We start from the raw sequence: 2,680 nt of genomic DNA, 5'->3' as shown, positions 1-2,680 counted from the left end.
TTTTGCCGCTGCTTTTTCAGACGGCCTCAAATGCAATCCTATTTAATTCATTTAATTTTAAATAAATGTTTGTTTTATTTTGAATGAAATGTATAAAGGCCGTCTGAAACCTGATATTAGGGTTTCAGACGGCCTTTCAAAAATAAAATCTTTAGGCTTTTTTGACAAACTCAGATTTCAAGTTCATCGCGCTGCCATCGATTTTGCAACCGATATTGTGGTCGCCTTCTTGCAGGCGGATGCCTTTGACTTTGGTGCCTTGCTTGATGACCATAGAGCTGCCTTTGACTTTCAAATCTTTAATCAAAACAACCGTATCGCCATCTTGCAAGACCGCGCCGTTGGCATCTTTGACTTCCAAAGCATCATCGCTTGCAGCCGCAGCATCGGCCTCGTTCCACTCATGGGCGCACTCAGGGCAAACGTATTGAGCGCCGTCTTCGTAAGTGTATTCGGAATGGCATTTCGGGCAGGGAGGTAGGGACATGAGGTTTCCTTATAAATATGATAAAAGAAGCGTAAAACGCAAATAATACAATGTCTAAATTATTGCTTCGCCTTGCTGCCGCCTGCACCGTAAACGGCATTCCAAGCCGCGTCCAACATCTGGCCGGCCTGTTGCAACTTGGCATTTTGCTGCTCTTTCTGAGCCAAGGCCGTTTGAATTTCGCCTTTCAAACGGTCAATATCAGATTGCGCTGCCTGCAAACGGCGCTGCGCACTTTCCAAATCGCTTTGCAGGGAAATGATTTTGCTGTCGTTGCTGTTTTGCTCATGCAAAGCGGCACGGTAAACCGATTGGACGGACAACAAACGATCTTCCGCCTCACCGGCATACGCGGCGGCGGCGGATAACATCATCAGGGCAAGTAAGGTTTTTTTCATGGGTTTTCCTTTAAAGTTGTTTGATTTGTAAAGTAAAGTGCAGAGCCGATTTTTCAGCCGCCAAGTACATAATAGGCTTGTTGGTCTTTGTTCTTGATGGTTTATTTTATCCAATCCGGACATTCAGGCTGCTGATAAAAGTTAATTCAATCAACTGTTGCAGCAGGCAGGTCGCTATTATTTTCTCATATTATTCTCTGCCTTATTCCATTATTTTCTGGTTTTATTAGAAAAGGCCGTCTGAAAACTTGGTATCCCCAGTTTTCAGACGGCCTTTTATTATTCATGCCTTACGAACGTATCCGTTTCAACACTTCTTCTTTGCCGATCAATGCCAACACGGCATCGACGCTGGGGGTTTTCGCCGTGCCGCAGACGGCGAGGCGCAGGGGCATGCCGAGTTTGCCCATTTTGATGCCTTCTTCGTCGCAGAAGGGTTTGAACAGGTCGTGGATGGCTTCGGCATTCCAGTCTTCCAAACCTTCGAGGCGTTCGGCAAAGCGCAGCATACGGGCGGCAGCTTCGTCGTCCCAGTGTTTCTGCACGTCTGCTTCGGCAGGCGTTTGTTTAACGTAGAAGTAGAGGCACTCGTCGGCAAGCGTATTCAGATCTTGGGCGCGGTCTTTGACCAATGCCAACACATCTTCCAAAGCAGGCTTGCTTGTTTCATGGATATCGCGCAGGGCGAGGCGCGGTTTCACCATTTCGGCTAGTTTTTCGTTGGCGGTGATTTTGATGTGTTCGCCGTTGATCCAGTAGAGTTTTTTCAAATCCATACGGCTTGGAGACGGGGAGACGTCTTTCAAATCAAACCATTCGATGAATTGTTCCATCGTGAAGAACTCGTCGTCGCCGTGCGCCCAGCCCAAACGCGCCAGATAGTTGAGCATGGCTTCGGGCAGGATGCCCATTGCGCCGAAATCGGTGATGGCGACGGTATCGCCGCTGCGTTTGGAGATTTTTTTGCCTTGTTCGTTGAGAATCATGGGCAGGTGGCCGTATTCGGGCAGGTTTGCGCCGATGGCTTTTAAGATGTTGATTTGTTTCGGCGTGTTGTTCACATGGTCGTCGCCGCGGATAACGTGGGTAACGCCCATGTCGTAGTCGTCCACGACAACGCAGAAGTTGTAAGTCGGTGTGCCGTCGGCGCGGGCGATAATCAGGTCGTCAAGCGCTTCGTTGGGAATAGAGATTTCGCCTTTGACCAAGTCCGTCCATTTGGTGACGCCGTCCAAAGGTGTTTTGAAGCGGACAACGGGTTGCACGTCAGCAGGGATTTCGGGCAGGGTTTTGCCTTCTTCCGGACGCCAGCGGCGGTCGTAAGTCGCCGTGCCTTCTTTTTCGGCTTTCTCGCGCATGGCTTCCAGCTCTTCTTTGCTGCAATAGCAGTAGTAGGCATGGCCTTTTTCTAAAAGTTCGGCAATGACTTCTTTGTAGCGGTCGAAACGGCGGGTTTGGTACACGACGTTGTCGGCGTTGTCGTAGTTCAGGCCGACCCATTTCATGCCGTCGAGGATGATGTTGACGGATTCGGCGGTGGAACGCGCCAAGTCAGTGTCTTCGATACGCAATAGGAATTCGCCTTTGTGATGACGGGCAAACGCCCATGAAAACAAGGCGGTGCGCACACCGCCGATGTGCAGGTAGCCGGTGGGGCTGGGGGCGAAACGGGTTTTGACGGTCATGATGGCTCCAAAGTCTTTGAAAACAGGTATTTTACTTTTTCGGCGTGGTTTAAACAATGTAAGGCCGTCTGAAAATAATGTTGGCGCAGAAGGACCGTCTGGGACTTTTC

3 protein-coding genes are annotated in these 2,680 nt (G+C 49.6%); all 3 read right to left on the bottom strand.

Annotated features, from left to right (window positions below; all coding sequences use genetic code 11):
• Positions 1–151: 151 nt before the first annotated feature.
• Entirely contained in the window at positions 152–487 is a 336-nt protein-coding gene (locus tag ACTHUT_RS17450; RefSeq protein WP_003682724.1) for a zinc ribbon domain-containing protein YjdM, read from the bottom strand.
• Positions 488–546: 59 nt separating this feature from the next.
• Positions 547–885, bottom strand: coding sequence for a hypothetical protein (locus ACTHUT_RS17445; protein ID WP_003686752.1), 339 nt, complete (start codon positions 883–885; stop codon positions 547–549).
• A gap of 290 nt (positions 886–1,175) precedes the next feature.
• The gene (gene gltX / locus ACTHUT_RS17440; RefSeq protein WP_003681171.1) at positions 1,176–2,570 is read right to left on the bottom strand and encodes a glutamate--tRNA ligase; all 1,395 of its coding nucleotides are present in this window, start codon (positions 2,568–2,570) and stop codon (positions 1,176–1,178) included.
• Positions 2,571–2,680: the final 110 nt, after the last annotated feature.

The organism is Neisseria sp. P0022.S010 (genome assembly GCF_051956635.1).
The sequence above is the reverse complement of the archived record's forward strand: the minus strand, read 5'-3'. Positions and strand labels throughout refer to the sequence as shown.

What these genes read in the sequence shown, in the direction of transcription:
- ACTHUT_RS17450 (WP_003682724.1), bottom strand. Translation starts at nt 487, where the DNA reads ATGTCCCTACCTCCCTGCCCGAAATGCCATTCCGAATACACTTACGAA.
- ACTHUT_RS17445 (WP_003686752.1), bottom strand. Translation starts at nt 885, where the DNA reads ATGAAAAAAACCTTACTTGCCCTGATGATGTTATCCGCCGCCGCCGCG.
- gltX (WP_003681171.1), bottom strand. Translation starts at nt 2,570, where the DNA reads ATGACCGTCAAAACCCGTTTCGCCCCCAGCCCCACCGGCTACCTGCAC.